The sequence below is a fragment of the Burkholderia sp. Tr-20390 genome, assembly GCF_017104595.1.
In the GTDB taxonomy this organism is placed as follows: Bacteria; Pseudomonadota; Gammaproteobacteria; order Burkholderiales; family Burkholderiaceae; genus Burkholderia.
In genome coordinates this window covers 1-21,067 of the sequence record NZ_JAAGPC010000040.1, presented here as the reverse complement: position 1 = coordinate 21,067, position 21,067 = coordinate 1, and the positions used below count along the sequence as shown (strand labels likewise).

Annotated in this window: 13 protein-coding genes and 2 tRNA genes; 5 read left to right on the top strand and 10 right to left on the bottom strand. The window is 66.7% G+C overall.

Annotated features, from left to right (window positions below; genetic code table 11):
• Positions 1 to 104: 104 nt before the first annotated feature.
• Positions 105 to 650, bottom strand: coding sequence for an N-acetyltransferase (locus tag G3N98_RS13575; RefSeq protein WP_089473271.1), 546 nt, complete (start codon positions 648 to 650; stop codon positions 105 to 107).
• Between the two features lie 5 nt (positions 651 to 655).
• A complete protein-coding gene (gene purL, locus G3N98_RS13570) occupies positions 656 to 4,720 on the bottom strand; it encodes a phosphoribosylformylglycinamidine synthase (RefSeq protein WP_206148450.1) in 4,065 nt (1,354 codons plus the stop codon).
• Between the two features lie 318 nt (positions 4,721 to 5,038).
• Between purL and G3N98_RS13565 the strand changes: the two genes are divergently transcribed.
• The 3 genes from G3N98_RS13565 (at position 5,039) to pgi (ending at position 9,674) form a co-directional block, all read left to right on the top strand.
• On the top strand, positions 5,039 to 6,340 hold the full coding sequence (locus tag G3N98_RS13565) for an FAD-dependent oxidoreductase (RefSeq protein WP_206148449.1): 1,302 nt from the start codon (positions 5,039 to 5,041) through the stop codon (positions 6,338 to 6,340).
• A 52-nt stretch (positions 6,341 to 6,392) separates the two neighbouring features.
• Complete coding sequence (locus G3N98_RS13560; RefSeq protein ID WP_206148448.1) at positions 6,393 to 7,940, top strand: NAD(P)H-hydrate dehydratase; 1,548 nt, start codon at positions 6,393 to 6,395, stop codon at positions 7,938 to 7,940.
• Positions 7,941 to 8,051: 111 nt separating this feature from the next.
• Entirely contained in the window at positions 8,052 to 9,674 is a 1,623-nt protein-coding gene (pgi, locus tag G3N98_RS13555) for a glucose-6-phosphate isomerase (RefSeq protein ID WP_206148447.1), read from the top strand.
• A 68-nt stretch (positions 9,675 to 9,742) separates the two neighbouring features.
• Here the strand turns inward: pgi and G3N98_RS13550 are convergent, their stop codons facing one another.
• A complete protein-coding gene (locus G3N98_RS13550) occupies positions 9,743 to 10,456 on the bottom strand; it encodes an ABC transporter ATP-binding protein (protein WP_206148446.1) in 714 nt (237 codons plus the stop codon).
• On the opposite strand from G3N98_RS13550, the gene G3N98_RS13545 reads away from it, so the two are divergent.
• Positions 10,455 to 11,129 (top strand): arylesterase, encoded by a 675-nt coding sequence (locus tag G3N98_RS13545; RefSeq protein ID WP_206148445.1) that lies wholly within the window; start codon positions 10,455 to 10,457, stop codon positions 11,127 to 11,129. The genes G3N98_RS13550 and G3N98_RS13545 overlap by 2 nt on opposite strands.
• Positions 11,130 to 11,199: 70 nt before the next feature.
• Here the strand turns inward: G3N98_RS13545 and G3N98_RS13540 are convergent, their stop codons facing one another.
• From G3N98_RS13540 to tig, 7 genes are all read right to left on the bottom strand, one after another.
• Positions 11,200 to 13,134 carry a SurA N-terminal domain-containing protein gene (locus G3N98_RS13540; protein WP_206148444.1) on the bottom strand — a complete coding sequence of 645 codons (1,935 nt, stop codon included), beginning with the start codon at positions 13,132 to 13,134 and terminating at the stop codon, positions 11,200 to 11,202.
• A 256-nt stretch (positions 13,135 to 13,390) separates the two neighbouring features.
• Positions 13,391 to 13,467, bottom strand: a tRNA-Asp gene (locus G3N98_RS13535).
• Positions 13,468 to 13,490: 23 nt separating this feature from the next.
• A tRNA-Val gene (locus G3N98_RS13530) sits at positions 13,491 to 13,566 on the bottom strand.
• Between the two features lie 204 nt (positions 13,567 to 13,770).
• Positions 13,771 to 16,194 carry an endopeptidase La gene (lon, locus tag G3N98_RS13525; RefSeq protein ID WP_011352361.1) on the bottom strand — a complete coding sequence of 808 codons (2,424 nt, stop codon included), beginning with the start codon at positions 16,192 to 16,194 and terminating at the stop codon, positions 13,771 to 13,773.
• 197 nt (positions 16,195 to 16,391) lie between these two features.
• Entirely contained in the window at positions 16,392 to 17,663 is a 1,272-nt protein-coding gene (gene clpX / locus G3N98_RS13520; RefSeq protein WP_006489345.1) for an ATP-dependent Clp protease ATP-binding subunit ClpX, read from the bottom strand.
• A 163-nt stretch (positions 17,664 to 17,826) separates the two neighbouring features.
• Positions 17,827 to 18,480, bottom strand: a complete 654-nt coding sequence (gene clpP / locus G3N98_RS13515) for an ATP-dependent Clp endopeptidase proteolytic subunit ClpP (protein WP_010092137.1) — start codon at positions 18,478 to 18,480, stop codon at positions 17,827 to 17,829.
• A 140-nt stretch (positions 18,481 to 18,620) separates the two neighbouring features.
• Entirely contained in the window at positions 18,621 to 19,967 is a 1,347-nt protein-coding gene (tig, locus tag G3N98_RS13510; protein ID WP_046545923.1) for a trigger factor, read from the bottom strand.
• A 388-nt stretch (positions 19,968 to 20,355) separates the two neighbouring features.
• On the opposite strand from tig, the gene G3N98_RS13505 reads away from it, so the two are divergent.
• The coding region (locus G3N98_RS13505) for a glycerate kinase (protein ID WP_206148443.1) at positions 20,356 to 21,067 on the top strand (712 nt) is incomplete at its 3' end.

Here is a 21,067-nt window from a genome sequence, read left to right as displayed (position 1 = left end):
GACGAGTCACGATGCGCTTCGCTGGCAGCCCGGCAAAAGAAAAAGGCCGCTCCGAAGAGCGGCCTTTCCCGTGCCGGATTCGCGCGCACCGCAAGCGCGGCGGGCTACGCCGGATGGAACACGTCGTGATAGCGAACGTCACCTGACGGCCGCGGCGCCGAATCGTCGAGCGACAGCGCAAGGAAATACCCGGGCGGTACGCCCGGGAACACGATGTCGCCGGATGGCGCAAAGCCGAACCGCGTGTAGTACGCGGGTTCGCCGAGCAGCACGCAACCGCGCGCGCCAAGCCGGCGCAACGCGTCGAGCCCCGTGCGCACCAGCCCCGCACCGATGCTCTGCCGCTGGCAATCGGGCAGCACCGCGAGCGGCGCCAGCCCGTACCAGCCCTGGCTGCCGGACGGTTCGCCACCGATCGACACCGGCGAGAACGCAACGTGCCCGATCAGGCGGCCGTCGCGCTCCGCGACGAGCGAGACGCTCAACGCACCGTCGGCACGCAGCGTATCGACGATCCGCCGTTCGAACTGGCCGCCTTCCGGCTCGCCCGCGAACGCGGCGACGATCACGCGGCCGATCGCGTCGGCCTCGCTGGCACGCTCATCGCGCAGCGTGACGACCTCGACCGGCGCGTGCGGATCGAACATCATTCCGATCAGCCGATCCAGCGGCGCGCGTTGCGGAACACGCGCATCCACGGGCTCGCTTCACCCCAGCTTTCCGGGTGCCAGCTCATCGCGACCGTACGATGCACACGCTCCATGTGCGGCATCAGCACCGAGAAGCGGCCGTCGGCCGTCGTGACCGACGTGATGCCGGCCGGCGAGCCGTTCGGGTTGAACGGATAGCGCTCGGTCGCTTCGCCGCGGTGGTCGACGAAACGCATCGCGACCGCGACGCGATCGATGTCGCCCTGCTGCGAGAAGTCCGCATAGCCTTCGCCGTGCGCGACCGCGACCGGAATCCGCGAGCCTTCCATCCCCGCGAAGAAGATCGACGGCGATTTCTCCACTTCGACGAACGAGAAGCGCGCCTCGAACTGCTCGGACTTGTTGCGCGTGAACTTCGGCCACGCATCCGCGCCCGGGATCATCGACGCGAGGCTCGACAGCATCTGGCAACCGTTGCAGATGCCGAGCGCGAACGTGTCGGGACGTGCGAAGAAGGCCGAGAACATGTCGGCGAGGTTCGCGTTGAAGCGGATCGTCTTTGCCCAGCCTTCGCCCGCGCCCAGCACGTCGCCGTACGAGAAGCCGCCGCATGCGACCGCACCCGCGAAATCGGCGAGCGTGGCACGGCCGGCGAGCAGGTCGCTCATGTGCACGTCGTGTGCATCGAAGCCCGCGCGGTCGAACGCGTAGGCCGTTTCCAGATGCGAGTTCACGCCCTGCTCGCGCAGGATCGCGACGCGCGGCCGTGCGCCCGTCGCGATGAACGGCGCGGCGATGTCGTCGGCCGGATCGAAGCTCAGCACCGGCGAGATGCCCGGATCGGCCGCGTCGAGCAGTGCGTCGTATTCGGCATCCGCACACGCGGGGTTGTCGCGCAGGCGCGCGATGCGCCAGCTCACTTCGCTCCATGCGCGATGGAGTTTGGTGCGCGGTGCGTCGAAGATCTTCTTCGCGTCGCGGTATACCTCGATCACGTCGCGATCGTTGACCGAGCCGATCACGTGCGAGCACGCCGACAGACCGAACTCGCGCAGCGCGCCGAGCACCGCGTCGCGATCGGTCGCACGCACCTGCACGACGGCGCCGAGTTCCTCGGAGAACAGCGCGCGCAGCGTGCGATCCTCGCGGCGGCCGCTCGTCTGCTTCGCCCAGTCCTTCGCGTCGCCGTAGTCGGATTCGTGATTCGGGTCGAGCGTCAGCATGTCGACGTTCAGCGACACGCCCGCGTGGCCCGCGAACGCCATTTCGCACACCGTCGCCCACAGGCCGCCGTCCGAGCGGTCGTGGTAGGCCAGCAGCTTGTCTTGCGCATTGAGCGACTGGATCGCGTTGAAGAAGCGCTTCAGGTCTTCCGCGTCGTCGACGTCCGGCGTCGTGTCGCCGACCTGCTGCGTGACCTGCGCGAAGATGCTGCCGCCCATCCGGTTCTTGCCGCGGCCGAGATCGATCGCGATCAGCACGCTGTCGCCCGCGTCGGCGATGCGGCGCAGTTGCGGCGTCAGGTGACGGCGCACGTCCTCGACCGGCGCGAACGCGGAGATGATCAGCGACACCGGCGACACCACTTCCTTCGCGACGCCCTGCTCGTCCCACTTCGTCTTCATCGACAGCGAATCCTTGCCGACCGGGATGCCGATCCCGAGCGCCGGGCACAGCTCCATGCCGATCGCCTTGACCGTGTCGAACAGCGCGGCGTCCTCGCCGGCCGTGCCGCATGCCGCCATCCAGTTCGCCGACAGCTTCAGCTTGTCGAGCGACGCGATCGGCGCGCTCGCGATGTTCGTGATCGCCTCGCCGACCGCCATGCGGCCCGATGCCGGCGCATTGATCACGGCGAGCGGCGTGCGCTCGGCCATCGTCATCGCCTCGCCCTTGAAGCCCGCGTAGTCGAGCGCGGTGACCGCGCAGTCGGCCACCGGCACCTGCCACGGGCCGACCATCTGGTCACGCACCGACGTGCCGCCGACCGAGCGGTCGCCGATCGTGATCAGGAACGACTTGCTGCCGACCGTCGGGTGCTTCAGCACGTCGATCGCGACCGCCGACAAGGCAATGCCCGTCACGTCGACCGGTGCACGCTCGGTCGCCACGCGCGTGACGTCGCGATGCATGCGCGGCGGCTTGCCGAGCAGCACTTCCATCGGCATGTCGACCGGGTATTCGTCGGCGCCCGTCGCTTCGTCGTCGACGAGCTTCAACTGGCGTTCGTCGGTCGCGACACCGACCACCGCGAACGGGCAGCGCTCACGGGCGCAGATCGCCTCGAAGCGCGGCAGGTCGGCCGGCGCGATCGCCAGCACGTAGCGCTCCTGCGCTTCGTTCGACCAGATTTCGCGCGGCGACAGGCCCGATTCCTCGAGCGCGACCTTGCGCAGCTCGAAGCGCGCGCCCTTGCCCGCACCGTCGACGATCTCGGGGAACGCATTCGACAGGCCGCCCGCGCCGACGTCGTGGATGCTCAGGATCGGGTTTTCCGCGCCGAGCTGCCAGCAGCCGTTGATCACTTCCTGTGCGCGACGCTCGATTTCCGGGTTGCCGCGCTGCACCGAGTCGAAGTCGAGTTCGGCCGTGTTCGCGCCGGTCGCCATCGAGCTCGCGGCGCCGCCGCCCATCCCGATCCGCATGCCCGGGCCGCCGATCTGGATCAGCAGCGAGCCGGCCGGCACGTCGTGCTTGTGCGTATGTTGGTCGGCGATGTTGCCGAGACCGCCCGCGATCATGATCGGCTTGTGATAGCCGTGCACCTTCCCGCCGACGTTCTGCTCGTACACACGGAAATAGCCGCCGAGGTTCGGACGGCCGAATTCGTTGTTGAACGCGGCGCCGCCGAGCGGGCCGTCGATCATGATCTGCAGCGGCGACGCAATGCGGTCGGGGCGGCCGTACGGGCCGTGCTGCTCGTTCGGGTTGCGCTCGCCGACCGGCTGGGCCGCGTCGCGCGCGTTTTCCCACGACTGGCGTGCGTCGGGCAGATCGAGGTTCGACACGGTGAAGCCCGTGAGGCCGGCCTTCGGGCGCGCACCGCGGCCCGTCGCGCCTTCGTCGCGAATCTCGCCGCCCGCGCCGGTCGCCGCACCCGGGAACGGCGAGATCGCCGTCGGGTGGTTGTGCGTCTCGACCTTCATCAGCGTGTGCGTGAGCTCGGTGTGGCGGCCATAGCGTTCACCCGGCTCGCCGGCCGCGCCTGCGTTGCGCGGGAACCAGCGCTCGGCTTCGGCGCCGACCATGATCGACGAGTTGTCCGAATACGCGACGATCGTGCCCTGCGGGTTCAGCTTCTCGGTGTTGCGGATCATCGCGAACAGCGACATGTCCTGCGCCTCGCCGTCGATCGTCCACTGCGCATTGAAGATCTTGTGGCGGCAGTGCTCGCTGTTCGCCTGCGCGAACATCATCAGTTCCACGTCGGTCGGGTTGCGTTCGAGCTTGCGGAACGCGTCGACCAGGTAATCGATCTCGTCGTCGGCGAGCGCGAGGCCCAGCTCGACGTTCGCGCGTTCGAGCGCGCCGCGGCCGACGCCCAGCACGTCGACGCGTGCGAGCGGCTTGGCCGGCAGTTCGTCGAACAGGTGCTTCGCGTCGTCGCGTGCCGCGACCACGCTTTCGGTCATCCGGTCATGCAGCGCGGCCGCCACGGCTGCGCGCGCGTCGTCCGACAGCGCCTTCTTGCCGCCGAGCAGGCCCGACTTCAGCGTGACCGTGAATTCGACACCGCGCTCGATGCGGCGCACCTGCGTGAGGCCGCAGTGCTGCGCGATGTCGGTCGCCTTGCTCGCCCACGGCGAGACCGTGCCGAAACGCGGCAGCACGACGAAGGTCTCGGCCGTGCCCTTCTCGGCCGCCGGCTCGAACGGCGCGCCGTAGTGCATCAGCGCGTCGATGCGCGCGCTGTCGTCGGCCGACAGCGGCTCGGCCGCATTGACGAAGTGCAGGAACTGCCCGCGCACCGCGACGATGTTGGCGTCGATTTGCTTGAGCGTGTCGAGCAGACGGGTTTGACGGAAATCGGAGAGGGCCGAAGCGCCGGGAAAACACGAGAAGTGAGCCATGGGCTGGACTGACGTCGATGAGTCGCGCGAAGTGGCGACGTGGGGCGAAAGGAAGGCCGTAATTATACCCGGAAGTCGGTCGCCCCAGACCGGCCAATCGGTAGCCCGCATGCACCGCAACGGTGCCGCGGTGTACGCCGTGTACAGCCCGCCCGCGCGGGCGCGGCAGCCGGCGGCCGTGGCGCGGCTGCACGGTCCGTGCTCGCCCGGCGCCGGTTCCCGCGATTTTGGCGCTATCATTCCGGGTTCACCGGGCCGGGGCCCTCAGCGAATTCTCACCGGGCGGCGCCTGCGCGCCGCCCGTCATCGAAGCAATCCATGGATGTCATCGTCATCGGCGGCGGAATCAGCGGCGTCGCCACCGCCTACCAGCTGCGCGCGGCCGGCCATCGCGTGTGCGTGGTCGAACGTCACGCCACCGTCGCGCAGGGTGCGACCTACGGCGACGGCGGCGCGCTGCTGCCGAGCCCGCTCGACGTCTGGTTCGGCCCGACCTTCATGCGCCAGCGCCAGCCGCGCGACAGCGGCATCGTCTACAAGCCGGGCTTCAACGGCGGCGTGCGCCGCTTCGTCAAGCAGCTCGGCACGCTGCGTGAACCCGACGCGTTCGCCGCCCAGTACGCGCGGCTGCGCCCGCTGATCGATGCGTCGCGCGACTCGCTCGCCGACATCGAGACGCGCCTCGAACTCGAATTCGAGCAGAAGCCCGGCATCCTGCACGTGGTGCGCGATCCGCGCGACTGGGACGCGATGCAGCCGGCGCTCGACCTGCTGCGCACGCTCGACCAGCCGTACCGCCTGCTCTCCGCCGACGAATGCGCGACGCTCGAACCGTCGGTGCCGGCCGAGCCCGGCTTCGCCGGCGGCGTGCTGCTCGAGACCGAACGCACCGGCAATTGCCCGCTGTTCGCGAAACTGGTCAAGCAGACGCTCGACGAGCATGGCGTGCAGTTCCGCTTCGGCGCGGAAGTCGCCGCGATCCGCGTCGACACCGGCCGCGCCGCGGTCGAGCTCGTCCCGCCCGGCGACCGGCGTGCGTCGAACGCACGCGAGGTCGACGTGATTTCCGCCGATGCGATCGTGGTCGCCGCCGGCGCCGGCAGCCTGCCGCTGCTCGACCGGCTCGGCTGGCGCCTGCCGCTGCACCCGGTGCGCGTCCATACGCTCACCGCACCGGTCGCGTACGAAGAACACGCACCGCACCTGAACGTCATCGATTCGATCAAGCGGATCTCGATCACGCGCACTCACCAGCGGCTGCGCGTCGGCGGCGGCGCGGTGCTGCAGAGCCTGCCCGACACCGCGAAGCCGCTCGCCGAGCCGCTGTCCGAGGCCGCGCTCGCGCTGCTCGGCCAGGCCGTCCACGACTGGGTGCCCGGCGCCGCGCGCATCTCGGCCGCGTTGTCGTGGCAAGGCACGCAGTTGCTGTCGCCGGACGGCCTGCCGGTCGTCGGTCCGACCCCGCATCCGCGCGTGTTCGTCAATTTCGGACATGGTCCGGCCGGCTGGGGGCTCGCCTGCGGGTCTGCTAAAGTGGTGACCGACTATCTGGGCGGCGACGTGCAGCACTGGCCCGCCGACACGCTCGCCGCGCTGCGCGCCGGGCGCTTCACGACCTGACCGCCGCGGGCCCGTCCCCGGCGGCCACCTAGCCAGCCGCCACGACCCCGCGATGACCGCCAATACCCGCCCGCTCCCCGATTCCGATCCGATCGCGCTGCTGCGCGTCGCCGACCTGCGCACGGCCGAAACCGACGCCGCGGCGGCGTTGCCGCCGCATACGCTGATGGGTCGCGCCGGCGCCGCCGCCGCGCACTGGCTGTCCGAGCGCATGGCCGGCGACGACCGGCCCGTGTGGTTCGCGGTCGGCCCGGGCAACAACGGCGGTGATGCGCTGGTTGCCGCCGCTCACCTCCAGCAGCTTGGCGTCGCCACGCAAGCGTGGATGCCGGTGCCAGTCAAACCAGACGACGCGCAATGGGCGCTCGGCCTCGCGCGCGCGGCGGGCGTACCGGTATCCGCCACACCGCCTGCTTCGCTGGACAGCTTTGCATGGATCGTCGACGGGCTGTTCGGCATCGGTCTCGGCCGCGCGCTCGACGGCGCATTCGCCGAGCAGGCCCAGCGCGTCGCCGCGCATGCGCGCAGCGGCGGCCACGTGCTCGCACTCGATGTGCCGAGCGGGCTCGACAGCGATACGGGCCAGATCGTCGGCGCGGGCGTCGCCGTCGCCGCCACCCATACGCTCACCTTCATCGCCGCGAAGCCGGGGCTCTATACGGGCGAAGGCCGCGATCTCGCCGGCGAGATCGACGTCGCCTCGCTCGACGTCGCGCCACCCGCCGCGCCGGCCATCGTGCTGAACGCACCCGCGCGGTTCGCCGCCGCCCTGCCCGCGCGCGCATTCGCGTCCCACAAGGGCACGTTCGGCAGTCTCGCGGTACTCGGCGGCGACACGGGCATGTGCGGCGCGCCGATCCTGGCCGCCCGCGCCGCGCTGTACGCCGGTGCCGGCAAGGTGCACGTCGGCTTCCTGGGCGCCGGCGCACCGCCGTACGACCCACCGTTCCCCGAACTGATGCTGCATCCGGCCGACGGCCTCGATCTCGGCGCGATGACCGCCATCGCGGCCGGCTGCGGGCTGGGCACGCGCGAGGCCGCGGCGACGCTCGTGCGCGACGTGCTCGCGCACGATGCCGCGACGCTGCTCGATGCCGATGCGCTGAACCTCGTCGCGACACATGCCGATCTTGCGACCGCCGTCGCCACGCGCGGTGCGCGCGGCAATCCATGCGTGCTGACACCGCATCCGCTCGAAGCCGCCCGGTTGCTCGGCAGCGACACGGCGACCATCCAGCGCGACCGCGTCGCGGCCGCGCAGGCGCTTGCGATTCGTTATGCGGCACATGTCGTGCTGAAAGGCTCGGGCACGGTGATTGCGGCGCCCGACGGCCGCGTGACGATCAATCCGACCGGCAATGCGGCGCTCGCCACGGGCGGCACCGGCGACGTACTCGGCGGACTGATCGGCGCGTTGCTCGCGCAGTGCGTCGCACCGTACGAGGCCGCGCTCGCGGGCGTCTACCTGCACGGCCTCGCGGCCGACACGCTGACCGCACACGGCACCGGCCCGGCCGGACTCACGGCCGGCGAACTCGCGCCGATGGTGCGCACGCTGATCAATCGCCTTTTTTACGCGTCGCCGCGCGCCGACACATAAGGCCGCTATACTGACTGCCCCGCCGCACGGCGGGCCCTCTCGTCCGCCGGCCTTCCGATCCCGATGAGCCGGCGCGGCATTCCTCCCGATTCACGCTTCACTCGAACCGCCATGACGCTGAATTCGCTCCCCGCCTGGACTGCCCTTCAATCCCACTTCGAGCAAATCCGCCATGCTCGCCTGCGCGACTGGTTCGCGCCGGAAAACGACCCCACGCCGACGCGTGCCGAACGCTTCACGCTCGCAGGCGGCGGCCTCGCGGCCGATTTCTCGAAGAACCGCATCAATGACGACACGCTGCGCCTGCTCGTGCAGCTCGCACGTGACGCGGGCGTCGAAGCACGCCGCGACGCGATGTTCGCGGGCGAGATCGTCAACCCGACCGAAGGCCGTGCCGCGCTGCACACCGCGCTGCGCGCGACCGATCCGCAAGCGCCGTTCCACGCACAGATCAGCGCCGAGCGCGCGAAGATGGCGACCTTCGCGCGCGCCGTGCGCAGCGGCACGTGGACGGGCTACACCGGCAAGCGCATCCGCCACGTGATCAACATCGGCATCGGCGGCTCCGATCTCGGGCCGAAGATGGTCGTGCATGCGCTGCACCACGTCGCGACGCCTGAAATCACCACGCACTTCGTGTCGAACGTCGACGGCGCCGATCTCGCGCGCGTGCTCGAGCAGGTCGATCCGGAGGAAACGCTCGCGATCATCGTGTCGAAGACGTTCACGACGCTCGAGACGATGACGAACGCACGCTCGCTGCGCGACTGGTTCGTCGCGCGCGGCTGCCCCGAGGACGCGCTCGCGAAGCACTTCGTCGGCGTGTCGGCGAACCCGGCCGAAGTCGTGAAGTTCGGCATCGCCGCGGACAACGTGTTCGAAATGTGGGACTGGGTCGGCGGCCGCTATTCGCTGTGGTCGGCAGTCGGCCTGTCGATCATGATCGCGATCGGCCCCGAGCAGTTCGACGAGCTGCTGGCCGGCGCGAACGACATGGACCGTCATTTCCGCGAAGCGCCGCTCGAGCGCAACCTGCCCGTGCTGCTCGGCCTGATCGGCATCTGGTACCGGAATTTCTTCGGTTCGCAGAGCTATCTCGTCGCACCGTATTCGGAAGCGCTGCACTACCTGCCGTCATACCTGCAGCAGCTCGAAATGGAGAGCAACGGCAAATCCGCGCGCCTGGACGGCACCTTCGTCGACTACCCGACCTCCGCCGTCACGTGGGGCGAGCCGGGCACCAACGGGCAGCACGCGTTCTTCCAGATGCTGCACCAGGGGCCGACGATCGTGCCGATCGACTTCATCGCGGTGCTGACGCCCGAGCATCCGCTCGCGAGCCATCATCCGAAGCTGCTGGCGAACTGCTTTGCGCAGAGCGAGGCGCTGATGCTCGGCCGCACGCTCGACGAAGCGCGCAAGGTCGCGGGGCCGGGCAAGGAAGCGCTCGCACCGCACCTGACGTTCCCGGGCAACCGCCCGACGACGACACTGCTCGTCGATGCGCTGACGCCGCGCACGCTCGGTTCGCTGATCGCGCTGTATGAACACAAGGTGCTCGTGCAGGCAACGGTGTGGGACATCAATCCGTTCGACCAGTGGGGCGTCGAGCTCGGCAAGATTCTCGGCAAGGTGGTGGAAGCCGACCTGACGGCCGAGTCGGTCGATCCGGCCAAGCACGACTCGTCGACCACCGCGCTGATCGAGCGCGCCCGCGCGGCGCTGAAGCGCTGACGCTCTCGGGTATCGGCGTCATGCCGATGCCGGCCGCGCAGCCCTGCTTGCGCGGCCGGCCACTCAATTCAGGTGCCGCGCTGCTCCGCGTGCGGCTCGACGATGCGGCCGGCGTCGATCGTCACGGTCGTCGCACAGCGGCGCGCGAGTTCGACATCGTGCGTGACGAGCACGAGCGTGGCGCCGTGCGTGCGGTTCAGTTCGAACATCAGGTCGATGACCGCATGCCCCGTGGCCGCATCGAGGCTGCCGGTCGGCTCGTCGGCGAACAGGATCGCCGGGCGCGTGACGAATGCGCGCGCAAGCGCGACACGCTGCTGCTCGCCCCCGGACAACAGCTTCGGATAATGCGCGGTACGCTCGCCGAGACCGACCTGCACGAGCAGCGCCCGGGCACGATCGGCTGCTTCACGCGCGCTGATGCCTCCCTGCAGCTCGAGCGGCAGCATGACGTTCTCGAGCGCCGTCAGGTGCGGTATCAACTGGAACGACTGGAACACGAAGCCGACTGCGCCGTTGCGCAGCGCCGCACGCGCATCCTCGTCGAGCTGGTCGAGCGCACGACCGAGCAGGCGAACCGTGCCGCTCGTCGCGCTGTCCAACCCAGCAAGCAGGCCAAGCAGCGTCGATTTACCCGACCCCGACGCGCCGACGATCGCGAGGCTGCTGCCCGGCTGCACGGCGAGCGTGATGCCGTCGAGGATCGTCAGCTCGCCCGTTGCATCGGCGACCCGCTTGCATACGTCATGGACTTCGATGATCGGATCGGTAATCTTGAACATGGACACGACATTTCGCTGGAAAAGACGCGCGGCGGTCGCCGCGCTGCTGGGCACCCTGCTCGCTGCCACCGTGCCGGCGCGCGCCGCAACGACGCCGGCGGCGACATCAGGCCAGCCCGTGATCGTCGTGCTCGGCGACAGCCTGTCGGCCGAATACGGGCTGCCGCGCGACACCGGCTGGGTGGCATTGCTGCGGCAACGGCTCACGACCGAGCGAATCGATTATAGCGTCGCGAACGCCAGCGTCAGCGGCGACACCACGAGCGGCGGCCGCGCGCGGCTGCCCGCGGTGCTGCAACGGCTCAAGCCGTCGATCATCGTCGTCGAGCTCGGGTCGAACGATGCGCTGCGCGGCGTGCCGCTCGCCACGACCGAGCAGAACCTGCGCGACATCATCGCCGGCGCACGACAGGCGCGGGCGAAGGTCGTGCTGGTCGGCATGTATGTGCCACCCAATTACGGCCCCGACTACACGCAGAAGTTCCACGCCGTCTATACGCGGCTGTCGAAGGATCTCGGCGTGCCCCTCGTGCCGTTCCTGCTGGCCGGCATCGAGAACAAGCCGGAGTTGTTCCAGGCCGACCAGATGCACCCGGCACAACAGGCGCAAGGCATTTTGCTCGACAATGTCTGGCCTGCGCTGAAGCCGCTGCTCGGCAAGCCGCGCGGCTGACGCTGCCGCCCCGCCGGAAAACAAAAAGCCCCGCATGAAGCGGGGCTTTTTGTTGCGTGCGAAACGATGCTCAGTTGTCGCCGTCCTGCGACTGGCTGGCCGTCGAGCCGTACAGCTTCACCTTCGAGCGGTCACGTAGCGCGGCCAGATACGCTTCGCCTTCGCTCTGCGCGTCGACCTGCGCCATCTGCTGCTGCGCGGCGGCCAGTTGCTGCGGATCGACCGCCGAACCCGGGATCACCGCGTTCACGCGGTAGATCGCATAGCCGTCCGCGCCGAGATCGACACCGACGTACGCCGGCAGCGTCTTCGCATCGACCTTGTACACGGCGCTCAGTGCAGCCGGCGTCAGGCCCTGCGACTGCGTGCGCGACACCTTCTGCGCGGCCGCGAACCCGTCGACCGACTTCGACTTCTGCAGTTCGGCAAGCTTCGCCGCGCCGTCCTTCTTCGCGAGTTCCGCAGCCTGTTCGGCCACGACCTTCTGGCGCACGACGTCCTTGATCGCGTCGAGCGCGGGCACGGCGGCCGGCTTGTAGTCGGTCACGCGCGCCGAGATCAGCGTGTTGTTGCCGACGTCGATCGCCTGCGTGTTGTTCTGGCTCTTCACCGAGTCGTTGGCGAACACGGCGGCCAGGAACTTCGGATTGTTCAGCGGGCTCGTCGGCGGCAGCTGCGGGTTCGGCGTCGGCGTGACGGTGGCCGTCTGGATCGTCAGCTTGTACTTGTCCGCGGCCGGCTGCAGCGTCTTCGCCTTTTCGTAGACGGTGGACGTGAAGCCTTCCGCGTTGTCCGTGAACGCCTTCGATGCGTACTGCTGCTTGAGGTCGACTGCGATCTGGTCCTTCACGTCGGCGAACGGCTTGACGGCGGCCGGCTTCACTTCCGTTGCCTTCAGGATGTGGAAGCCGAGATCCGACTGCACGACACCGCTCACGTCGCCCTGCTTGAGCGCGAACGCGGCATCGTCGAACGCCTTGCCGCCCGCCGTCGAGCCACGCGTGATGAAGCCGAGGTCGCCGCCCTTCGCGGCAGACGGTGCGTCCTGCGAGCTCTTCTGCGCGATCTGCGCGAACTGGTCCGGATGCGCCTTCACGTCGGCCAGCAGCTGCTCGGCCTTCGTCTTCGCCGCAGCCTTGTCGGCCGCGCTTGCGCTGCCCGGCGCGGCGATGAAGATGTGGCTCACGCGCACCTGTGCTTCGGTGCGGAAGTGCGTCGGGTTGTCGTCGTAGAACTTCTTGATGTCCGCCTCGGTCGGCTGCGCGCTCGCGGCCGCTGCGGCCGGCGAATACACGAGGTACTGGACCGTCGCGGTCTCCGGTGTCGCGAAGCTCTGCTTGTGCGCGTCATAGTACGCGGCGAGCTGCGCATCGGTCGGCTGGACCTTCGCGGCGAAGTCGCTCGTCTTCAGCACGAGCGCCTGCACTTCGCGCTGCTGCGCGGCGAGTTCGGACAGGCGTTGCGCGAGGCTCTTCGGCGTGAATGCGCTCGACACGATGCTGGCCGGAATCTGTTGCAGCGCGAGGCTGTAGCGTACGCGCTCCTGATACTGCTCGGGCGTCATCCCCTGGAACGACAGCAGTTGCGCATAGCGCTCGACGTCGATCGAACCGTCGGGCTTCTTCAGCGACGCAATCATCGGGTCGCTCATCAGCGCGTCGCGCACGGCGTTGTCGGATGCGGTCAGGTGCAGGCGTTGGGTCTCGTCGGCCAGCACGCGTTGCTGGATCAGGCCGTCGAGCACCTGCTTGCGGTGCTCGGGCGTATCGAACATCTTGATGTCGAACTGCCCGCCGAGCGCCTGACGCGCCTGGTCGATCTGCTGACGGAACGCGCCGTCGAATTCGACCCGCGTGATCTTGTGCCCGTTGACTGCCGCGACGTTCGCGCTGTCGTCGAAGAAGCCGCGGAAGCCTTGGATCCCGACGAAACCCAGCCCCGGCAACACGATCAGGAGCAGGAGCGCCATCATCAGGCGCTGGTGATTACGGAAGAAATCGAGCATGCGTGACGGGAAAATTGGACAAAACGTCCGATATTACAACATACGGGGTGGGACGGGAGAAAAGCAGACGTAGCGTGGGCGAGTACGGCGCGGCAAACAGGCGCACAAAACGAAAATGCCCGCACTCGGCAGGCACTTTCGTTTGTTTGGCGGAGCGGACGAGACTCGCCTGCATTGTGCAGGCCGCGGCTGCGCTTGCAGGCGCAGCCCTAAACGCAAATGAAAAAGCCCGCACAAGGCGGGCTTCTTCATTTTCTGGCGGAGCGGACGGGACTCGAACCCGCGACCCCCGGCGTGACAGGCCGGTATTCTAACCGACTGAACTACCGCTCCTTGGTCTGGCTGAATCAGGAAACTGGTGGGTGCTGAGGGGTTCGAACCCCCGACCTACGCCTTGTAAGGGCGCCGCTCTACCAGCTGAGCTAAGCACCCGTTTCCGATTCGTTCTGGTTGCGATCTGCGTTTCGGCATCAACAACCAGCGAGCCTGCAAGTTTAATTCATCCCCGATCATTTTGCAAAGCCCTGACGCGAATTTTTTAAACGTTCGCGCACACGAATCGGCTACGCATAAAAAAACCCGCGGCCATGCCGCGGGTTTCGTGAACAACCGTCAGGAACGACGATGTCCCGATGCTTAGTGCTTGACGAATTCCGTCGAGCCAGCATCCTTCGCCGCATCGGCGACCGGTGCCGCCGCCTTCGCCTCTTCTTCCGGCGGCAGCGGGGTCGGCGAACGCTCGAGCGCGAGTTCCAGCACCTTGTCGATCCAGCGGACCGGCACGATCTCGATCGCGTTCTTCACGTTGTCCGGAATCTCGGCGAGATCCTTCACGTTCTCTTCCGGGATCAGCACGAGCTTGATGCCACCGCGATGCGCGGCGAGCAGCTTCTCCTTCAGACCACCGATCGGCAGGACTTCACCACGCAGCGTGATTTCGCCCGTCATCGCGACATCGGCACGCACGGGGATACCCGTCAGCACCGACACCAGCGCGGTCGTCATCGCACCGCCTGCGGACGGACCGTCCTTCGGCGTCGCGCCTTCCGGCACGTGGATGTGGATGTCCTGCTTCTCGAACGCTTCGTCCTTGATGCCGAGACGACGCGAGCGCGAGCGCACGACCGAACGTGCCGCCTCGACCGACTCCTTCATCACGTCGCCGAGCGAACCCGTACGGATCACGTTGCCCTTGCCCGGCATCACCGCGGCTTCGATCGTCAGCAGATCGCCACCGACTTCCGTCCACGCGAGGCCCGTCACCTGACCGACCTGGTTTTCCTTCGCCGCGAGGCCGAAGTCGTACTTGCGTACGCCGAGGAACGTGTCGAGGTTTTCGCCATCGACCTTGATCGCACCCGATGCCTTCTTCAGCAGCAGCATCTTCACGACCTTGCGGCAGATCTTTGACACTTCCCGCTCGAGCGAACGCACACCGGCTTCACGCGTGTAGTAGCGGATGATGTCGCGGATCGCCTGCTCGGTGACCTCGATCTCGCCTTCCTTCAGCCCGTTGTTCTTCTTCTGCTTCGGCAGCAGGTAACGCTGGGCGATGCTGACCTTCTCGTCTTCCGTGTAACCCGACAGACGGATCACTTCCATCCGGTCGAGCAGCGGCGGCGGGATGTTCAGCGAGTTCGACGTCGCGACGAACATCACGTCCGACAGGTCGAAGTCGACTTCGATGTAGTGGTCGGCGAACGTGTGGTTCTGTTCCGGATCGAGCACTTCGAGCAGCGCCGACGACGGATCGCCGCGGAAATCCATGCCCATCTTGTCGACCTCGTCGAGCAGGAAGAGCGGATTGCGCACGCCCACCTTCGTGAGGCTCTGCAGGATCTTGCCCGGCATCGAACCGATGTACGTACGGCGGTGGCCACGGATCTCGGCCTCGTCACGCACGCCGCCGAGCGCCATCCGGACGAACTTGCGGTTCGTCGCGCGGGCGATCGACTGGCCGAGCGAGGTCTTGCCGACGCCCGGGGGCCCGACGAGGCACAGGATCGGCGCCTTCACCTTGTCGACGCGCTGTTGGACCGCGAGATACTCGAGGATGCGTTCCTTCACCTTCTCGAGGCCGAAGTGATCCTCGTCGAGCACCTGCTCGGCGTTCGACAGGTCGTTGTTGACCTTGCTCTTCTTGCGCCACGGCAGGCCGATCAGCGTGTCGATGTAGTTGCGCACGACGGTGGCTTCCGCCGACATCGGCGACATCAGCTTCAGCTTCTTCAGCTCGGCGTCGGCCTTCTTCTTCGCTTCCTTCGGCATGCGCGCGGCGTTGATGCGCTTCTCGAGCTCCTCGAGATCCGCACCCTCTTCGCCTTCGCCCAGTTCCTTCTGGATCGCCTTGACCTGTTCGTTCAGGTAGTACTCGCGCTGGCTCTTTTCCATCTGGCGCTTCACGCGCCCGCGGATGCGCTTTTCGACCTGCAGGATGTCGATCTCGGCTTCGAGCTGCGCGAGCAGGTGCTCGAGGCGCTCGATGACCGGGAACATCTCGAGGATGTGCTGCTTCTGGTCGAGCTTCAGCGGCAGGCGCTCGGCGATCATGTCGGCGAGGCGGCCCGCTTCGTCGATGCCCGACAGCGACGTGAGGATCTCCGGCGGGATCTTCTTGTTCAGCTTCACGTACTGGTCGAACTGCGACACGATCGCGCGGCGCAGCGCTTCCGTTTCAGCGCTGTCGGCATGATCGGGCTCGAGCGGCATCACTTCGCAGGAGAATTGCGTTTCCTGCTCTTCGATCGACAATGCCTTCGCTCGCTGCAGACCCTCGACGAGCACCTTCACGGTGCCGTCCGGCAGCTTCAGCATCTGCAGGATGTTGGCGATACAACCGACCTCGTACATGTCCTTTTCGGTCGGTTCGTCCTTGGCCGCGGTTTTCTGGGCGACGAGCATGATGTGCTTGCCGCCTTCCATCGCTGCTTCGAGGGCCTTGATCGATTTCGGCCGGCCCACGAAGAGCGGAATCACCATGTGCGGGAAAACGACGACATCCCGCAGCGGCAGCAGCGGGAGCGTGATGCGTTCCGGCGGGAGAAGTTGGGTGCCTGACATTTCATTTCCCCATGAGTGGAATCAATTGTTCGGTAATTGAGGCCGCCACAACGAATTGCAAGCCTTCAAGTGCGGGAAATATTCGGTAAGAAAGTAACCACCGCGTGTCGAGTCAGAGTTACCCACAAGATAAACGAAAAAAAGCCGCCCACGGTCTCATGAACGGCCTTTTTCGCAGAACATCGTCGGCAAGCCGGTCAGTTCGAACCCGCCACCTTCGGCGTGTCCTCGTAGATCAGCAAAGGCTTGCCGTCGCCATCGATGACGTTCTCGTCGATGATGACCTTGCTGACCCCTTTCATCGTCGGCAGCTCGTACATCACGTCGAGCAATGCCTGTTCGATGATCGAACGCAAACCGCGCGCGCCGGTCTTGCGGCGGATCGCCTTGCGGGCGACTGCCTGCAGTGCGCCCGGCCGGATCTCCAGCTCGACGCGCTCCATCGCGAACAGCTTGTGATACTGCTTGACGAGCGCGTTCTTCGGCTCGACCAGGATCTTCATCAGCGCGGCTTCATCGAGCTTGCCGAGCGTCGCGACCACCGGCAGGCGGCCGATCAATTCGGGGATCAGACCGAATTTGATCAGGTCTTCCGGCTCCGTCTCGCGCAGCACTTCGCCCGCGTCGCGTTCCTGCTTGCTCTTGACCGTCGCGCCGAAGCCGATGCCGGTTTTCTCGGTACGGTCGGTGATCACCTTTTCGAGGCCGTCGAAAGCACCGCCGCAGATGAACAGGATGTTGGTCGTGTCGACCTGGATGAAATCCTGGTTCGGGTGCTTGCGGCCGCCCTGCGGCGGCACCGACGCCATCGTGCCCTCGACGAGCTTCAGCAGCGCTTGCTGGACACCCTCGCCCGACACGTCGCGCGTGATCGACGGGTTGTCCGACTTGCGGCTGATCTTGTCGATTTCGTCGATGTAGACGATCCCGCGCTGGGCCTTGTCGACCTCGTAGTTGCAGTTCTGCAACAGCTTCTGGATGATGTTCTCGACGTCCTCGCCGACGTAGCCGGCTTCGGTGAGCGTCGTCGCATCGGCGATCACGAACGGCACGTTGAGCAACCGCGCGAGCGTCTGCGCGAGCAGCGTCTTGCCGGAGCCCGTCGGGCCGATCAGCAGGATGTTGCTCTTCGACAGCTCGACGTCGTCCTTCTTGTCGAGATGCTTCAGGCGCTTGTAGTGGTTGTACACGGCCACCGCGAGGATCTTCTTCGCACGCTCCTGGCCGATCACGTACTGATCGAGGATGTCGCGAATTTCCTGCGGGCTCGGGAGATCCGACCGGGACAGGCTGGCCTCGACGCCGGCGGCAGCCGCCTCGTCGCGAATGATTTCGTTGCAGAGGTCGATGCATTCATCGCAGATGAACACCGACGGGCCCGCGATGAGTTTTTTCACCTCATGCTGGCTCTTTCCGCAAAACGAGCAATACAACAGCTTCTCGCTGTTCGAACCTTTTTTGTCCGCCATGAATGTAGAGCCTCCGGACAGGTAAATGACATGATACGCCGATTGCTCCGGACGCCGCGCCTAGGGCGCGACCGGAGCCGGCTGGATGCGCTTGCCGCAGATGCTCAGGGCACTCGGGACGTTTGACGGCGCCGCCCGAATCGGGGCGGCACCCCGTTTAAGCTCACGGGCGCTTCAACAGCACCTGATCGATCAGCCCGTACGCCTTCGCGTCCTCGCTCGACATGAAGTTATCACGGTCGGTGTCGCGCGCGATGCGCTCGACGTCCTGGCCCGTGTGCTGCGCGAGCAACTGGTTCAGCCGCTCCTTCAGGTAGAGGATTTCGCGTGCCTGGATCTCGATGTCGGATGCCTGGCCGCGTGCGCCGCCGAGCGGCTGGTGAATCATCACGCGCGAGTTCGGCAGCGCGAAACGCTTGCCCTTCGCACCCGACGCGAGCAGGAACGCGCCCATGCTGGCCGCGAGGCCCATGCACAGCGTCGACACGTCCGGCTTGATGAACTGCATCGTGTCGTAGATCGCCATGCCGGCCGACACCGACCCGCCCGGGCTGTTGATGTACAGGCTGATGTCCTTGTCGGGATTCTCGCTCTCGAGGAACAGCAGTTGCGCGACCACGAGGTTGGCGGTCTGGTCGTTCACTTCGCCGACCATGAACACCAGGCGCTCCTTCAGGAGACGCGAGTAGATATCGTACGAACGCTCGCCGCGGCCGCTCGTTTCGACGACGATCGGCACCAGCCCCAGCGCTTGCGCCTCGAAACCCTGCGGCGCGTTCGAAGCAAGCATGTCCAGCAATTCAGCGCGAGTGATCATTCAATGAACCTTGTTCGAATGGAAAATTGAACGGAAGGAAGCCGCCCGCTCAATCGCCATATTAATGGCAACCGTGCGCTTGACGTAAAAACGGCGTGCGGGCCGTCGCTCCGACAGCCGGCACGCCGCTAGAGCAACACTTACGCTTGCGCCGATGCGCTCGCGAGTGCTTCGAAGCTCACTTCCTTGTCCGTCACCTTCGCCTTGCCCAGCACGAAATCGACGACGTTGCTTTCAACGACGAACGCTTCCATCTCGGCGAGGCGCTGCTGGTTCGAATAATACCAGCGGACCACTTCCTTCGGGTCTTCGTAGCTCTTCGCGAACTCGTCGACTTCCGCACGGATCTGTTCCGGCTTCGCTTCGAGGCCGTTCGACTTCACGAGCTCGGCCAGCACGAGGCCCAGCTTCACGCGGCGCTCTGCCTGCTCGGTGAACATCTCGGCCGGGATCGGTGCGTCCTTCGCGTTCGGCACGCCGCGCTGCGCCAGATCCTGGCGAGCCATTTCGACGAGGCGTTGCTGGTCCTGCTCGATCAGCGCCTTCGGCACGTCGAGTTCGGAAATCTTCAGCAGCGCGTCCATCACCTGGTTCTTGACGATCGATTGCGTGCGACGCTTCGCTTCGCGCTCGAGGTTTTCCTTGATCTCGGCACGCATCTTCGTGAGGTCGCCGTCTTCGATGCCGAGCGACTTCGCGAATTCAGCGTCGATTTCCGGCAGGTGCGGCCACTCGATCTTCTTCATCGTGACCGTGAACTGCGCCGTCTTGCCCGCGACGTCCTTGCCGTGGTAATCCTCCGGGAACGCTAGATCGAACGTGCGCGATTCGCCGACCTTCAGGCCCAGCGCTGCGGTTTCGAATTCCGGCAGCATGCGGCCTTCGCCGAGCACGAACGGGAAATCTTCAGCCGTGCCGCCCTGGAACGCGACGTCGTCGATCTTGCCGACGAAGTCGACCGTCACGCGGTCGCCGTTCTTCGCTGCGGTGTCCGCGCCGCCGTCGCCGTGCTCGCCGGCTTCGCCACGTGCGTGGAAGTGCACGCGCTGCTTGCGCAGGATGTCCAGCGTGCGGTCGATTTCGGCGTCGCCGATCGACGTCGTCGAGCGCTCGACTTCAGCCGTCGCCAGATCGCCGATCTTGACTTCCGGGTAGACCTCGAACGTCGCGTCGAACGCGTATGCACCTTCAGCCTGCTCCTGCTTCGGCTCGAAGCTCGGCTGGCCAGCGACGCGCAGGTTTTCCGCGCGGCTGATCGTGAAGAATTCCTGGCCGATCTTGTCGCTCAGCACTTCCGCCTCGACCTGGCCCGCGTACTGTTGCGCGACCATCTTCACCGGCACCTTGCCCGGGCGGAAACCCGGCATGCGCACGGTCTTCGCGAGTTTCTGGATACGGGCGTCGATTTCCTTCTGCACGGTGTCTTTCGGCAGGGAAATCGTCACGCGGCGTTCAAGCTTGCCGAGGTTCTCAACAACGTTAGCCATGGCTTCAATCGTCCTAAAATTATTCGAGCGAATCGGGTTTTCCTTGCCGTGCCTGCCTGCGGCGTGATGTGTGTCACATCCACTCGCCGCGCCGGAGCGCCACGCCATCCCTGCACGCGCCGGATGGCTAGCGCAAGCGGCTCGGAGCACGGCTTTGGCCGGAAGAATCGACTATTCTAGCAAACAATTTTCATCACACCGCCAGATCGGCGCGACGCGCGTGCGTCCGCGCCGCGTCAACCGCCCTTTGCACGGCAATGCAAGCGGATCGCCGCTATGCCGAACGCCGTATCCACCACGGGCCCGCCATCCTGTAAGCTCCAATTGAAGGGTCGCCGCCGTCGCGGCCCCACCATTCTTCACACCAATCACGCCTTCCGGAGACACCATGCCGCAACACCCGTCCGCGCCTGTCGTCGTCATCGCGCCCGATTCGTTCAAAGGCTCGCTTTCCGCCGAGCAGGTCGCGGACGCGATCGCCACCGGCATCCGCCGCGCCCGGCCCGACGCTGTCGTGCGCTGCTGCCCGATGGCCGACGGCGGCGAAGGCACGCTCGACGCGATGCTGGCGGGTGGCGGCACGCGGCGCGCACTGCTGGTGGCCGGCGCGTCGCTCGCGGCACGCGACGCGGCGGTCGGCGTGATCGACGCGCGCACCGCGATCGTCGAGACGGCAGAGATCGTCGGCATTACGGATCCGGTCGGCATGAGCGTGCCGGTCGACGCGCGCAGCACGCGCGGGATGGGCGAAGCGATCCGCACGTTGCTCGACGAAGGCGTGCGCCGCTTCTTCGTCGCGCTCGGCGGCAGCAGCACCAACGACGCGGGCGCCGGGCTGCTCGCAGGCCTCGGCCTGCAGTGCTTCGACGCGGCTGGCCAGCCGGTCGAGCCCGTGCCGTCGCGGCTCGCCGACATCGCGCGCATCGATGCGTCGGGGCTCGACTCGCGGCTGAAGGAAACGGAATTCATCGGCATGTCCGACGTCGACAACCCGCTGACGGGCGCGCACGGCGCGACCGCCGTGTTCGGCCCGCAAAAGGGCGTGACGCCCGGGCAGGTTGCGACCCTCGACGCCGCCCTCGCCCGCTTCGCCGACCTCA

Excerpts from the sequence above, each read along its gene's own strand:
- G3N98_RS13575 (WP_089473271.1), bottom strand. The coding sequence starts at position 650 with ATGATGTTCGATCCGCACGCGCCGGTCGAGGTCGTCACGCTGCGCGAT.
- purL (WP_206148450.1), bottom strand. The coding sequence starts at position 4,720 with ATGGCTCACTTCTCGTGTTTTCCCGGCGCTTCGGCCCTCTCCGATTTC.
- G3N98_RS13565 (WP_206148449.1), top strand. The coding sequence starts at position 5,039 with ATGGATGTCATCGTCATCGGCGGCGGAATCAGCGGCGTCGCCACCGCC.
- G3N98_RS13560 (WP_206148448.1), top strand. The coding sequence starts at position 6,393 with ATGACCGCCAATACCCGCCCGCTCCCCGATTCCGATCCGATCGCGCTG.
- pgi (WP_206148447.1), top strand. The coding sequence starts at position 8,052 with ATGACGCTGAATTCGCTCCCCGCCTGGACTGCCCTTCAATCCCACTTC.
- G3N98_RS13545 (WP_206148445.1), top strand. The coding sequence starts at position 10,455 with ATGGACACGACATTTCGCTGGAAAAGACGCGCGGCGGTCGCCGCGCTG.
- G3N98_RS13550 (WP_206148446.1), bottom strand. The coding sequence starts at position 10,456 with ATGTTCAAGATTACCGATCCGATCATCGAAGTCCATGACGTATGCAAG.
- G3N98_RS13540 (WP_206148444.1), bottom strand. The coding sequence starts at position 13,134 with ATGCTCGATTTCTTCCGTAATCACCAGCGCCTGATGATGGCGCTCCTG.
- lon (WP_011352361.1), bottom strand. The coding sequence starts at position 16,194 with ATGTCAGGCACCCAACTTCTCCCGCCGGAACGCATCACGCTCCCGCTG.
- clpX (WP_006489345.1), bottom strand. The coding sequence starts at position 17,663 with ATGGCGGACAAAAAAGGTTCGAACAGCGAGAAGCTGTTGTATTGCTCG.
- clpP (WP_010092137.1), bottom strand. The coding sequence starts at position 18,480 with ATGATCACTCGCGCTGAATTGCTGGACATGCTTGCTTCGAACGCGCCG.
- tig (WP_046545923.1), bottom strand. The coding sequence starts at position 19,967 with ATGGCTAACGTTGTTGAGAACCTCGGCAAGCTTGAACGCCGCGTGACG.